This window comes from Corallococcus caeni, assembly GCF_036245865.1.
GTDB classification, from domain to species: domain Bacteria; phylum Myxococcota; class Myxococcia; order Myxococcales; family Myxococcaceae; genus Corallococcus; species Corallococcus caeni.
In genome coordinates this window covers 1,324,499-1,337,771 of record NZ_BTTW01000002.1, presented here as the reverse complement: position 1 = coordinate 1,337,771, position 13,273 = coordinate 1,324,499, and the positions used below count along the sequence as shown (strand labels likewise).

8 protein-coding genes and 1 riboswitch are annotated in these 13,273 nt (G+C 71.5%); of the genes, 4 read left to right on the top strand and 4 right to left on the bottom strand.

Annotated features, from left to right (window positions below; all coding sequences use genetic code 11):
- Window positions 1-45 precede the first annotated feature (45 nt).
- From AABA78_RS13535 to sthA, 3 genes are all read left to right on the top strand, one after another.
- Window positions 46-501, top strand: coding sequence for a cupin domain-containing protein (locus AABA78_RS13535; RefSeq protein ID WP_338263405.1), 456 nt, complete (start codon window positions 46-48; stop codon window positions 499-501).
- A gap of 132 nt (window positions 502-633) precedes the next feature.
- Complete coding sequence (locus tag AABA78_RS13530; protein ID WP_338263404.1) at window positions 634-2,160, top strand: PPC domain-containing protein; 1,527 nt, start codon at window positions 634-636, stop codon at window positions 2,158-2,160.
- Window positions 2,161-2,232: 72 nt separating this feature from the next.
- Window positions 2,233-3,630, top strand: a complete 1,398-nt coding sequence (gene sthA / locus AABA78_RS13525) for a Si-specific NAD(P)(+) transhydrogenase (protein ID WP_171414825.1) — start codon at window positions 2,233-2,235, stop codon at window positions 3,628-3,630.
- A 67-nt stretch (window positions 3,631-3,697) separates the two neighbouring features.
- Here sthA and ahcY read toward each other — a convergent pair whose 3' ends face one another.
- On the bottom strand, window positions 3,698-5,128 hold the full coding sequence (ahcY, locus tag AABA78_RS13520) for an adenosylhomocysteinase (RefSeq protein WP_338263403.1): 1,431 nt from the start codon (window positions 5,126-5,128) through the stop codon (window positions 3,698-3,700).
- A 93-nt stretch (window positions 5,129-5,221) separates the two neighbouring features.
- Window positions 5,222-5,294: riboswitch (S-adenosyl-L-homocysteine riboswitch) on the bottom strand.
- A 143-nt stretch (window positions 5,295-5,437) separates the two neighbouring features.
- Between ahcY and AABA78_RS13515 the strand changes: the two genes are divergently transcribed.
- Window positions 5,438-8,221 (top strand): cation-translocating P-type ATPase, encoded by a 2,784-nt coding sequence (locus AABA78_RS13515; RefSeq protein WP_338263402.1) that lies wholly within the window; start codon window positions 5,438-5,440, stop codon window positions 8,219-8,221.
- A 28-nt stretch (window positions 8,222-8,249) separates the two neighbouring features.
- Here AABA78_RS13515 and AABA78_RS13510 read toward each other — a convergent pair whose 3' ends face one another.
- The 3 genes from AABA78_RS13510 to AABA78_RS13500 form a co-directional block, all read right to left on the bottom strand.
- Entirely contained in the window at window positions 8,250-9,698 is a 1,449-nt protein-coding gene (locus AABA78_RS13510; protein WP_338263401.1) for a glycosyltransferase, read from the bottom strand.
- Between the two features lie 8 nt (window positions 9,699-9,706).
- Complete coding sequence (locus AABA78_RS13505; protein WP_338263400.1) at window positions 9,707-11,059, bottom strand: universal stress protein; 1,353 nt, start codon at window positions 11,057-11,059, stop codon at window positions 9,707-9,709.
- Between the two features lie 147 nt (window positions 11,060-11,206).
- Window positions 11,207-13,108, bottom strand: a complete 1,902-nt coding sequence (locus tag AABA78_RS13500; RefSeq protein ID WP_338263398.1) for a GNAT family N-acetyltransferase — start codon at window positions 13,106-13,108, stop codon at window positions 11,207-11,209.
- Between the last annotated feature and the right edge of the window lie 165 nt (window positions 13,109-13,273).

Genomic DNA, 13,273 nt, shown 5'->3' with positions numbered 1-13,273 from the left:
AATCCTGGCCCCTTCACTGGGCCAGGGCCGGAGCACTCTTCCGGCATGACCTCTTCCTCCTACGCCTCCCACCCCGTCGACTCCGAACGCATGCCGTGGATCCCCATGGGCCGGCCTGGGCTCGCGTTCAAGCCGCTGCGCTTCTTCCGCGACGGCAGCGGCTGGATGTACCTCTTCCGCCTGGAGCCCGGCACCCTCATCCCCCGGCACCGCCACGTCGGCGAGTCGCACGCCTTCAACGTCTCCGGGCGCCGCCAGCTGCTCGACACCGGGGAGGTGATTGGCCCGGGCACGTATGTCTACGAGCCGCCCGGCAACATCGACAGCTGGCAGGTCGTGGGCGACGAACCCGTCGTCCTGCACATCACCGTGAAGGGCGCCATCGAATACCTGGGCGACGACGGCCAGGTCCTCAAGAGCGTGTCGCCCGCGGAGCGGCTGGAGACGTACCGCCGCTGGTGCCAGGAGCACGGCGCGGAGTTCCTCGCCACCTGCGAGTGACGCGAAGAGAGGCCTCACGACCTCCAAAAAATGTCAGATGCGCTTGCTAGGGTTCTCCTCATCCGACGGACGGCAACGACAGTCTTTCGCCGCCTCGGATGCAACACCTTCTCACAAACCGAGGAGCAACCCTTGAAGCGTCTTGCATGGAAGGCTTTCGCTGCGGCGTGGCTGACGTGTGCCCTGACGGGCTGTGGCGCGGAGCTGGAGAACGCCCCCGAGGCCGAGGAGCAGGCCCCGGCGGTGAAGAAGGCGCCCCCGCCGGAAGGACGGGTGCAGGCCATGGCCGGCTGCTCCGGCAACATCGCCCTGACCCCCAACGTGGCCGTCACGGGCATCAGCGCGAACACGGGAGAATGGTCCTGCACGTACACGCTGTACGTCGCGTCCCCGAACAGCAACCTCACGTTCACCACCACCAGCGGTTCGGGCGACGCGGACCTGTACGTGAAGTACGGCGCGGAGCCGACCACGGGCAGCAGTGACTGCATCTCCAATGGCTCCAGCAACTCCGAGTCCTGCGCCATCAACGGCGCGCAGGCGGGCACGTACTACGTGAAGGTCTACGGCTACGCGGCGTTCAGCGGCTTGAGCCTGACGGCGACGTCCACGCCGTCCGGTTCGACCGGCTGCACCAGCAGCACGACCCTGACCAAGGACGTGCCCCTGAGCGGCATCGGCGCGGACACGGGCAACTGGTCCTGCATCTACAAGCTCTATGTCCCCACCGGGGCCACCCAGGTGACGTTCACCACCAGCGGCGGCAGCGGCAACGCCGACCTGTTCGTGCGCCGGGAGGGGTCCCCCACGGAGTCGGTCTACGACTGCAGGTCCAGCAGCCTCTACAGCAACTCCGAGACCTGCTCCCTCACCGTGACGTCCCCGGGGACCTACTGGGCGCGCCTGTACGGCACCGGGTCGTTCTCCGGTGCGAGCATCACGGGGACCTACACCCTGTCGGGGGGCCAGCCGGGGTGCACGTCCACCAGCCCGCTCGGCAACAACACCCCCACGTACGGCTTGAGCGCGCCGCCGGGAGGCTTCTCCTGCGACTACACGCTCGAGGTCCCGACGGGGGCCACGAAGGTCACCTTCAGCACCTCCGGCGGCTCTGGCGCGACGGCGTACCTCTACGCGAAGCGCGGCAGCGCGCCCACCCTGTCTTCGTATGACTGCGTCGGCAATGCAGGCGGCGCCGTCAACAACAACCAGTCGTGCTACGTGGACAACCCCACGGCGGGCACCTGGCACGTGCGCGTGTACAACGCGTCCTCGTCCGGGACGCTCACCAACGCCTCCCTGCGCGGCGTCTACGTCACCGGCGGGACCAACCCCAATCCGCCCACGGGCGTGCTGACGCTCGGGCAGACCGTGACGGGCCTGTCCGGGGCGCAGGGCTCCATGCGCTACTGGAGCGTCACCGTGCCGTCCGGCCAGAAGTTCCTGACGGTGCGGACCAGCGGTGGAACCGGGGACCCGGACGTGTACGTCAAGGGCGGCTCCCAGCCGGACACGTCCTCCTACGAGTGCAAGTCCAACAACGGCGGCACCACGGAGTCGTGCGCCACGTACGTCACCAGCCCGGGCACCTACTACGTGATGATGCACGGCTACGCGGCCTACAGCGGCGTGTCCATCACGGCCACCCTCGAGAACTGAAGTGTGAAGCAGTGCCCGGCCCCGAGGTGATTTCTTCCCTCGGGGCCGGGGTTGGGGGAACACTCCGGCCCCATGAGCGCTCGGCGGTTCGACGTGGTGGTCCTCGGCTCCGGCCCGGGGGGTGAAGGGGCTTCGATGAAGGCGGCGAAGTCCGGCCGCAAGGTGTGCGCCGTGGAGCAGGGGGCCCTGGTGGGCGGCGCCTGCACGCACACCGCCACCATCCCCTCCAAGGCCCTGCGCCACACCATCCAGCGGCTGATGGACGTGCAGCAGGACCACCCGGAGATGCGCGCGGACCTGGCCCGCCACACCACCCTCAAGGACATGATGCGGGTGGCGACCAACGTCGTGTCCAAGCAGGTGCAGCTGCGCACCACCTTCTACGAGCGCAACCGGGTGGAGCTGGTGGTGGGCCGCGCGAAGTTCCGGGACGCGCACACCGTGGAGGTCATCGAGCCGCGTGGCTCCGTGGAGCTGCTCCACGCGGACGCGTTCGTCATCGCCACGGGCTCCCGCCCCTACCACCCCTCCGGCGTGGACTTCCGCCACCCGCGCATCTTCGACTCGGACACCATCCTCAAGCTGCGCGAGTCCCCGCTGTCGATGATCATCTACGGCGCGGGCGTCATCGGCTGCGAGTACGCCTCCATGTTCCGGATGCTCGGCGTGAAGGTGGACCTGGTGAACACGCGCGACCGGCTCTTGTCCTTCCTGGACGATGAAATCTCCGACGCCCTCTCCTACCACCTGCGGGAGCAGGGCGTGCTCATCCGCCACCAGGAGGAGATGGTGTCCGTGGAGCCGCACGACGACAGCGTGGTGCTGCACCTGAAGAGCGGCAAGCGGCTGAAGGCGGACGTCTTCCTCTGGGCCAACGGCCGGTCCGGCAACAGCCAGGACCTGGGGCTGGAGGCGCTGGGCATCGCGGTGGACTCGCGCGGGTGCATCCAGGTCAACGACGGCTACCAGACGTCCGTGCCCCACATCTACGCGGTGGGCGACGTGGTGGGCGCCCCGTCCCTGGCGAGCGCCTCCTATGACCAGGGCCGCTTCGCCGCCACGCACATCGTGGAGGGGCGGGCGGAGCACAAGCTGGTGAAGGACATCCCCACCGGCATCTACACCAGCCCTGAAATCAGCAGCCTGGGCCGCACCGAGCGCGAGCTCACCGCGGCGGGCGTCCCCTACGAAGTGGGCCACGCCTTCTTCAAGAGCCTGGCGAGAGCCCAGATTACCGGCCGCACCGTGGGCATGCTGAAGCTGCTGTTCCACCGGGAGACGCGAGAGATCCTCGGCATCCACTGCTTCGGGGACAACGCCTCCGAAATCATCCACATCGGCCAAGCCATCATGGCGCAGGACTGGCCGGGCAACGGCATCGACTACTTCATCAACACGACGTTCAACTACCCCACCATGGCGGAGGCGTACCGCGTGGCGGCGCTCAACGGCCTCAACCGGCTGTTCTGAAGACACGAAGGGCACCGCGGGCTTGAAGCCCACGGTGCCCCGGGTGTGTCAGGTCAGGACGCGCCGCTTAGTAGCGGTAGGTGTCCTGCTTGTACGGGCCGCTCTTCTGCACGCCGATGTACTGCGCCTGCTCCGGGGTGAGCTCCGTGAGCTGGGCGTTGAGCTTCTTGAGCTGGAGGCGGGCGACCTTCTCATCCAGGTGCTTGGGCAGCACGTACACCTTGCCCACCTGGTACTTGTCGCTGTGCGAGTACAGCTCGATCTGCGCGATGGTCTGGTTCGCGAAGGAGCTGGACATCACGTAGCTGGGGTGGCCGGTGCCGCAGCCCAGGTTCACCAGGCGGCCCTTGGCCAGCAGGATGATGCGCTTGTTGTCCGGGAAGATGACGTGGTCGACCTGGGGCTTGATCTCCTCCCACTTGTACTTCTCCAGGGAGGCGACCTCGATCTCGTTGTCGAAGTGGCCGATGTTGCAGACGATGGCCTGGTCCTTCATCTTGACCATGTGCTCATGGGTGATGACGGACTTGTTGCCCGTGGCGGTGACGAAGATGTCCGCCTTGTCCGCGGCGTAGTCCATGGTCACGACGCGGTAGCCCTCCATCGCGGCCTGGAGCGCGCAGATGGGGTCGATTTCCGTCACCCACACCTGGGCGGACAGCGCGCGCAGGGCCTGCGCGGAGCCCTTGCCCACGTCACCGTAGCCCGCGACGACGGCGATCTTCCCGGCCACCATCACGTCCGTGGCGCGCTTGATGCCGTCCACCAGGGACTCGCGGCAGCCGTAGAGGTTGTCGAACTTGCTCTTCGTCACGCTGTCGTTGACGTTGATGGCGCGGAACAGGAGCGTGCCCTTGTTGGACATCTCCTGGAGGCGGTGCACGCCCGTGGTCGTCTCCTCGGTGACGCCCATGATCTTCGCGCTCTTGCGCGAGTACCAGGTCGCGTCCTCGGCGAGCTTGGCCTTGATGGAGGCGTACAGCTCCGTCTCCTCCTCGCTCTGGGGGTTGGCGATGACGGACAGGTCCTTCTCCGCGCGCTTGCCCAGGTGCATGAGCAGCGTGGCGTCACCGCCGTCGTCGAGGATCATGTTCGGACCCTCGTGGTCGCTGCCGGCGGGGCCGAACTCGAAGATGCGGTGGGTGAAGTCCCAGTACTCCTTGAGGGACTCGCCCTTGTGCGCGAACACCGGGGTGCCGGCCTCCACCAGCGCGGCGGCGGCGTGGTCCTGGGTGGAGAAGATGTTGCAAGACGCCCAGCGCACCTGCGCGCCCAGCGCCTGGAGCGTCTCCACCAGCACGGCCGTCTGGATGGTCATGTGCAGGGAGCCCGTGACGCGCGCGCCCTTGAGCGGCTGCTGCTTCGCGTACTCCTCGCGGATCGCCATGAGCGCGGGCATCTCGCTCTCGGCGATGCGGATCTCCTTGCGGCCCCAGCTGGCGAGCTTGAGGTCGGCGATGGCGTAGTCGTGATTCTGCTGCTTGGTAACCGCGGTCATGGTGTGGCTCCGGATCCAGGGTGGCGCGCCGTGCTGGCAAGAGGGAAGCCAGGCCCTGGAAAGAAAGGCCGCCTCACCCTCGCAAGAAACGCGTACAGGTGAGCGCCGTTGGGTCATTCGGCTTCGAGCCTGGGGCCGGGAAGGCCTCGCAACGCTCCTCGAAGTCGCGGGGGAAACTACGGGAAGGCGCCCCGGATTTCAAAGGGCATTTGGCGCTCGCCGGGCCGGCTGCTGGTCCCATGTAGGATGGGGCCGGAGGACATCCCCGCTGTGCACGGGCGTGGCCAGCTTCCCCGTGGGAGGCACGCCATGCAGGAGCCGTCACACCCCCGGAAGCAGGCGGGCCTTCGTCCCAACGGCGCGCCTTCCGTCCCCTGGCATGCACTGCCCCCGGAGGCCGTGCTGGAGCGGCTCTCCAGCGGCCCTCAAGGGCTGAGCGAGGAAGCGGCCCGGGAGCGGCTCGCGCGCCACGGGCCCAACGTGCTGGAGCGCTCGCGGCCGGACAGCGCGTGGAAGCTCTTGTGGCGGCAGATCGACAGCCCGCTCATCTGGGTGCTCATCGCCTCCGCGGGGCTGGCCATCCTGCTGGGCAAGGTGACGGACGGGCTGGTGGTCGCCGCCGTCGTGGTGCTCAACACCGTCATCGGCTTCGTGCAGGAGTACCGCGCCGGCCGCGCCATCGAGGCGCTCAACCACATGGTGCCGGAGACGGCCCACGTGCTTCGCGACGGGCACCCGGTGGCGCGGCCCGCCGCGGAGCTCGTCCCCGGGGACGTCGTGCAGCTTGCGTCCGGCGACCGCGTGCCCGCGGACCTGCGCCTCCTGCGCTCGCGCAACTTCCAGGTGGAGGAGGCCGCGCTCACGGGTGAGTCCGTGCCGTCCAGCAAGCACGTCGCGGCCGTCGCCGGGGACGCGGAGCTGGGAGACCGGGCGAGCCTCGCCTTCGGCGGCACGCTGGTGACGTCCGGCACCTCCACCGCCGTGGTGGTGGCCACCGGCGGCGCCACGGAGCTGGGCCGCATCTCCCACCTCATGGAGCAGGCCACGGACCTGAGCACGCCGCTCACGCGCGAGCTGGCCCGGCTGGGCCGCGGCATCTCCGCCGGCATCGTGGTGCTGTCCGCCGTGCTCCTGGGGGTGGGGGTGTTCCGGGGCTATGCCTTCAGCGACGCCGTGCTGGTGGCCATCACCCTGGCGGTGGCCGCCATCCCGGAGGGCCTGCCCGCCATCGTCACCATCGCCCTGGCCATCGGCGTGCAGCGCATGGCGGCCCGCCGCGCCGTCATCCGCAAGCTGCCCGCCGTGGAGACGCTGGGCAGCACCACCGTCATCTGCACCGACAAGACCGGCACCCTCACCCGCAACGAGATGACCGTGCAGGCGCTGTGGACCTGGCGCGGGCACTACGCGCTCACCGGCGTGGGCCACACGCCCCAGGGACAGCTGCTGCGCAACGGGCGCCCCGTGGAGGAGCTGCCCGGGGACGTGCACGCGCTGCTGCTGGCGGGTGTGCTCTGCAACGAGGCCGACCTCCAGCCCCGCGAGGGCCGCTGGGGCATGACAGGCGACCCCACGGAGGGCGCGCTGCTCTTCGCCGCGAAGAAGGCGGCCCTGGGCGTGACGGAGCTGCGCGAGCGCCATCCCCGCCTGGACGCCATCCCCTTCGAGTCCGAGCACCAGTTCATGGCCACGCTCCACGCGGACGGCCCGGAGGCGCCCGGCGAGCTGTTCCTCAAGGGCGCGCCGGAGGTGGTGCTGCGCCGCTGCGGGCCCGGGACGGACCGGGACGCCGTGTTGGCGGAGGTGGAGCGCATGGCGCGGCAGGGGCTGCGCGTGCTCGCCTTCGCGCGCAAGGGCATGACCCGGGCGGAGGCGCTGCGGCCCCACGACGTGGAGGACGGCTTCACGCTGCTGGGCCTGCAGGGGATGATCGACCCGCCCCGCGAGGAGGCCGTGGCCTCCGTGAAGGGCTGCCACGCCGCCGGCATCCGCGTGAAGATGATGACCGGCGACCACCTGGGCACGGCGGAGGCCATTGGCCTTCAGCTGGGCATCCACTCCCCCGCGCACCCGGGCCTCACCGGCGCGCGCCTGGCCAGCATGGGCGACGCGGAGCTGGCCCAGGCGGTGAAGGACACGGACGTGTTCGCGCGCCTGGCCCCGGAGCACAAGCTGCGGCTGGTGCGCGCGCTCCAGGCGCAGGGGCACGTGGTGGCCATGACGGGCGACGGCGTCAACGACGCGCCCTCGCTCAAGCAGGCGGACATCGGCGTGGCCATGGGCATCACCGGCACGGCGGTGTCCCGCGAGGCCGCGGACCTGGTGCTGACGGACGACAACTTCGCCACCATCGTCGCCGCCGTGGAGGAGGGCCGCCGCGTCTACGACAACCTCGTCAAGTCGCTCGCCTTCGTGCTGCCCACCAACCTGGGGCTCGCCCTCATCCTCATGCTGGGCGTGGCCTTCTTCCCCCTCCAGGAGGCCGGCGGCGTGCGCGAACCGCTGCTGGCCATGCGCCCCACGCAGCTCTTGTGGATCAACCTGGTGGCCACCGTCACGCTGGCGCTGCCCCTGGCCTTCGAGGCGAAGGAGCGCCACGTCATGCGCCGCCCGCCCCGCGCGCCGGACGCGCCCGTGCTCAGCCACTTCGTGGTGATGCGCACCGGGCTGGTCGCGCTGCTGATGGCGGCGGGCGCCATTGGCCTGTTCCTCTGGGAGTTCGCACGCCAGGGGGGCACCCACACGGCCCCGTCCGACCTGGTCCTGGCCGAGGCGCGCACCATGGCCGTCAACACCGTGGTCAGCTTTCAAATCTTCTACCTGTGGCTGTGCCGCACGCTGACCGGCTCCACGCGCGAGGTGGGCTTCACCAGCAACCGCACCGTCTTCCTGGGCGTCGCGGCGCTGGTGCTGCTCCAGGCCGCCTTCATGTACGTGCCCTTCTTCCAGCGCCTCTTCGGCTCCGCGCCGCTGGCGCCGGGGGACATCGCGCGGTCCGTGCTGGTGGGCGCCTGCGTGCTGCCCGTCGTGGGGCTGGAGAAGTGGCTGCGCTCACGGCGCCAGGAAGCGGGACGGAGCGTGGGCGCCACCTGAAGGAGGGAGGCGGGTCCCCGCGCCCGCGTCAGTCACTCCGCTCCGAGCGCGCGTCCAGCTCTTCGAGCAGGGCCACCAGGTCCGAGAGGTGGCGGACGGCGGTGAAGCGGACGCGCACGTGCTCATGGGCCTGGGCCCCCAGGCGGGCCGCCAGGACGGGCTCCTCCAGGAGCCTCCGCACGCAGGCGGCGAACGCCGGCAGGTCCTCGGGGTCGCGCACGAGCAGGCCGTCCACCTCGTTGCGCACCTGGTCCTGGAGGCCGCCCACCGCGCTGGCCACCACGGGGCGGGCCTTCCACATGGCCTCCGTGACGGTGAGCCCGAAGCCCTCCCGCAGGCTCTTCTGCACCACCACCGTCGCGTGGCGCTGGAGCGCGTTGACGATGGCGGCGTTCTCCTCCAGGTCCACCATGGGCAGGCTGGCCAGGTGCACGCGCTGGCGCAGGAAGCGCGGCTGCTCGCGCCACACGGCGGTGACGTTCTCGATGGTCGCCGCCGCCTCCGGATCATCCGCGACGGACGTCACGGACGGCCCGGCCAGCACCAGGTCCGCGCGCAGGCCGGGCGACTCGCGCAAGAGCAGGGCGAAGCCCCGCAGCACCCCCACCGGGTCCTTCAACGGGTCCCAGCGGGAGACCTGCACCACCAGCGGGGCCCCGGGGGCGGGCGCCGAGCCCAGCCGGATGATGTCCGCCCCCCGTGACACGCGGGCGGGGACGCCGTCCGTCCGGATGAAGACGGGGTCGGGGGCGTCCGGCGCCAGGGCCACCAGCCCGGTGTGGCCCAGGATGGCGCTGGCGACCTGCGGCGCCATGGGCTGGTTCTTCACCGCGAAGATGTCGATGGAGGGCGGGATGACGACGGAGCGGTCCGCGAGCAGCGGCGGCACGTAGGCGGCCCGGGAGAAGACCGCGAGCCGCACGGCGGCGAGCCCCGGCGCGAGGAACGCCCACGCCCGCACCACCTCCTCCTCAAGCGTGTCGCACCCGATGTGGCAGCGCCAGACCACGCGCGCGCCCGCCGCGGCCAGCGTCGGGGCCAGCCCCGCGGTCTGCGGGTCGTGCAGCAGCACCACGTCCCCCGGCCGCACCAGCACGAGCAGCTCCTCCGCGTTGTCGCGGAGCACCTCGTCGTAGCAGGCGCGCTCCGCGGGCCCCAGGGGCGAGTCGTCTCCGCGCGAGCCATGCAGCGCGTGGTGCAGCCGCTTGGTGATGCGGAAGAAGGCGGGCGTGCCCTCCACCACCATCCAGCGCGTGTCCACGCCCGCCCCGCGCGCGTAGGCGAGCATCCGGGGCAGCAGCTCCGCCACGCCGCCGCCCCGGGCCGTGGAGTTCACGTTCCAGAAGGTGTGGCCCGCCAGCCGGTCCCGGGCCTGCGCCGCGCTGGCCTGGAGCGCCGCCCACTCCGCCCCCGTGAGCTCCGGCTGGAAGCACTCCAGCGAGCGGGCCTGCACGTGGACCTCGAAGGGCTTCAGCATGGAGACCGTCATGGCAGCGCGGGGTGTTTGACCACCAGCACTGGCCGGCGGCTGCGGGCCACCACCTCCTGGGCCACGGACCCGAGCACCGCGCGGGACACGCCCGTCCGGCCGTGCGAGCCCAGGCAGACGATGTCCGCGCCGAACCGCTCCGCCGCCTGGCAGAGCGACTGCGCGGCGTGGACCCCCGACAGCAGCTCCACCCGGACGGTGATGCCCCGGCGCTCCGCGTCGCGCGGAATGAGGGCCTCGAGCTCGCGCCGCACCTCGGCCTCGTCCCCCGCGTCGCCCAGCGCCACCGCGGGCCAGAAGTCCGCGTAGACGACGGGCAGGGGGGACTCGATGACGTGCGCCAGGATGAGCTCCCCGCCCCGGGGCAGCAGCGACAGGGCGTGGGGGATGGCCAGGTTCGCCAGCGGCGAGAAGTCCGTCGACACGAGGACGCGCCGGATGGACGGGACCTCCATGGGCACCGCGGCCTGCCGCGGGCCCTCCACCGGCACGCACGCGACCGCCGCCACCGGCGCGACCTGGAGCGAGGGCAGCGAGACGGAGCCGTGCCGCATGCGCCGCATCCCCCGGCGCTGGTGGGTGCCCAGCAAGAGCAGGTCCGCCTTCGCCTCCTGCGCGAGCGTGCCCAGCGGCTCCACGACGTTCCCGTACCCCAGGGCCAGCCGGAACTCCGCCCGGGGCTCCCCGAGGCGCTCCAGGCGCTCGCGCAGGTCCCGCTCCAGGATGGACTCGATGCCCGGCGGCCCCTGGCTCGCGCGGTACAGCCCGAGCCGCCCGTACTCCGTGGCGGGGTTGTAGACGTGGGCGACCGTCAGCTCCACGGGCCCCGCCCGGCGCAGCTCCGGGAGCCAGCGCAACGCGACCTCCGCGCTGTGGGAGAAGTCGTCCCCCACGGTGACCCGCAGGGGGCGCTGGCCCTGGCACCACTCCAGGAAGGGCGCGGCCAGACGGACCATGAGGAACGGGCAGTGCGCGGCCTGCGCCACGCGCGCCGGGACGCTGCCCAACCGCCAGCGCTTCTCCGACCGCCAGCCCAGGGCCGCCGTGATGATCAGCCGCGCGCGCAGGTGCTCCGCGTGCGCGACGAGCACCTCGTCCGGCATGCCCAGCAGCACCCGCGGCTCGACGTTGAGGCCCTCGCCGCGCAACGCGGCGGCCTCTTTTTCCAGCCGCTGCTCCAGGTCGGTGATGGCGCCGCCGCGCTCGGACGACCAGTCCCGCCGGAGCATCCCGGGCTCCGCGACGTGCACGAGCGACAGCGGCATGCCCGTCTTCCTCGCGAGGGCGGCCGCGACGCGGACCGCCTCCTGGGCATGCTCCGAGAAATCGGTTCCGACGATGATGGCCATGCCCGCCCCCTTCCGGGACCTTGCCCGACGGGCTTCGCGAGGAGGCCCCCTGAGCGGAACGTTTGGACCGGGCCTGGCGGGTGCAAGGGGCCGGACGGGGAGGGGCAGTCGTGAAGGGCGCGGGGCTCCCGGGCCTTGCGCGCTCCCTCACCCCGGGGCGGCGGGCGCCGCGGCACGCCCGGCTCCGGGAGCGCCGGGGGCCTCGGGGAAGAGCAGCTCCAGGTGATACACGCCGTCCTCGCGACGGGAGCGCACGGGCAGGCCGCTTTCGTGGAAGACGTCCAGCATGGCGGTGTTCGTCACCAGCACGTCCGCCTGGAAGCCGGGGACGCCCCGGGCCATGGCGGCCTCGCGGATGCGCCGCATCAGCAGCGTGCCCACGCCCCGTCCCTGCCAGTCGTCCCGGACCACGAAGGCGACGTCTCCCAGGCGCGTGGCGGGGTCCAAGAGGTAGTGCACCTCGCCCACCACCTCGTCCGTGCCCGGCGGGCACGCGACCAGGGCCATGGCGTGCTCGTAGTCCACGTCCACCAGCCGTTGGATCTCCTCGTGCGGGTACGCCTTCCTGAACCCCATGAAGCGCCGGTAGCAGCTCTCGCCGGACAGGCCGTACAGCAGTTCCTGGAGGGCGCGCTCGTCGGTGACGCGGGCGGGCCGGATGGTCAGCGCGTCGTGGGACAGCGTGTGCTCCAGCCGCTCCTCCGCCCAGGGGTAGCGCGCGCGGGGCACCACCTGGTCGGGCAGCACCCAGCGGCGTCCCTTGGCCGCGGCCATCAGCTCCCCCCGGAAGTCCGGGTGGGCGATGGCGATGAGCGCGAGCGCGCGCTCGCGGATGCTCTTGCCCCAGAGGTCCGCGACGCCGAACTCCGTCACCACGAAGTGGACGTCGCCCCGGCTCGTCACGACGCCGGTGCCGGGCTCCAGCGCGCCCTGGATGCGGCTCACCGTCCCGCCCTTCGCCGTGGAGGGCAGCGCGATGATGGCGCGGCCGCCCGGGCTGCGGCTGGCGCCCCGGATGAAGTCCACCTGCCCGCCGATGCCGGAGTAGAAGCAACCGCCCAGCGTGTCCGCCGCCACCTGGCCGGTGATGTCCACCGCCAGCGCGGCGTTGATGGCGACCATCCGCGCGTTGCGCGCTACCACCGCGGGGTCGTTGGTGTCGTCGCTCGGGCGCATCTCGATGGCCGGGTGGTCGTGCGCCCAGGCGTAGAGCCGCTGGCTGCCCATGATGAACGAGGTGACGAGCTTGCCCGGCAGCCACGTCTTTCGCCTGCCGGTGATGACGCCCGCCTCCACCAGGTCCATGACGCCGTCGGAGAGCATCTCCGTGTGGAGGCCCAGGTCGTGGTGGTTCCCCAGCTCCGCCAGGACCGCGTCCGGAATCCTCCCGATGCCGGACTGCAGCGTGGCGCCGTCCGGGATGAGCCGGGCGACGTGCGCGCCGATGCTCCGGGACACCTCATCGGGAGGCTCGGGATGGACCTCCAGCAGCGGGAGCGCCACCGGCACCAGGTGGTGGATGCGGCGCACGTCCAGGAAGGAGTCCCCGTGCGTGCGCGGCATCTCCGGGTTGACCTCCGCGATGATGAGCGAGGCCGCGTCCACCGCGGCGCGCACGATGTCCACGGAGACGCCCAGGCTGACGTAGCCGTGGGCGTCCGGCGGGCTGACCTGGATGAGCGCCACGTCGATGCGGATCCGCCGGCTCCGGATGAGCTCCGGGATGTCCGACAGGAACACCGGCATGAAGTCCGCGCGCCCCTCCTGCACGGCCTGACGCACGTTGGGCCCGATGAAGAAGGCGACGTGGCGGAAGCGCCCGGCCTGCGCGGGCTCCACGTAGGGCGCGGGCCCCAGCGTCAGCAGGTGCACCACCTCGTTGTCCGCCAGGAAGGGGCCGCGGTCCACCAGGGCCCGCACCAGCGTCACCGGCTCCGCCGCCCCCGAGCCGATGAGGATGCGCCTCCCCGGCTGGACGTGGAGGAGGGCCTCCTCGGCCGTCCGCACCCGGTCCGCGTAGCGTTGGGTCCAGTCCTGTCGCGCGTGCATACCCCTCCGGATAAGCACGAGGCGCCCCCCTCGCGGACCGGCGGCGGATGGAGCGGCCGGCCCCTGCCCCCACCCACGACGGCGTGCGCCCCACGAGGCGCGGCCCCAGCTTGGAGGGAGCGCGGACGCACCGGCCCGGAAGGCCCCGCGCCAGGAGCAAAGACC